The sequence below is a fragment of the Pseudomonas sp. HY13-MNA-CIBAN-0226 genome (assembly GCF_040310305.1).
GTDB classification, from domain to species: domain Bacteria; phylum Pseudomonadota; class Gammaproteobacteria; order Pseudomonadales; family Pseudomonadaceae; genus Aquipseudomonas; species Aquipseudomonas gregormendelii.
Map to the genome: position 1 here is coordinate 1 of NZ_JBEOPS010000281.1, position 269 is coordinate 269.

Annotated in this window: 1 protein-coding gene; it reads left to right on the plus strand. The window is 46.5% G+C overall.

The genetic code is table 11. The annotated features are described in order from the left end of the window. Positions 1–269: PAAR domain-containing protein (locus AAEZ05_RS28755; protein WP_350649999.1), on the plus strand; the 269-nt coding region annotated here is incomplete at both ends.

The window sequence follows — 269 nt, forward strand, 5'->3', positions numbered from 1 at the left end:
TTCCTATCTCGCGTAAAGGCGATAAAGTTATCTGTAAAAAGTGTAAAAAATTGACCACTATTTTGACAGGGGACTCCTCGTTTATTGTCGATGGTGCGCCCATTGCTCGCGCAGGAGATGTGACTAGCTGCGGTGCTAAGCTTATTGCTAATCAGCAATCGTTTTGCGAGAGTGACTTTGAGGTGATGGGCGTTGAGCAGCCAGCGCCTATGCAGTTTCCTAAATCTGATCCAGAAGCTGTATTTGCTAGCTTTGCAGCGCCTAAAGAC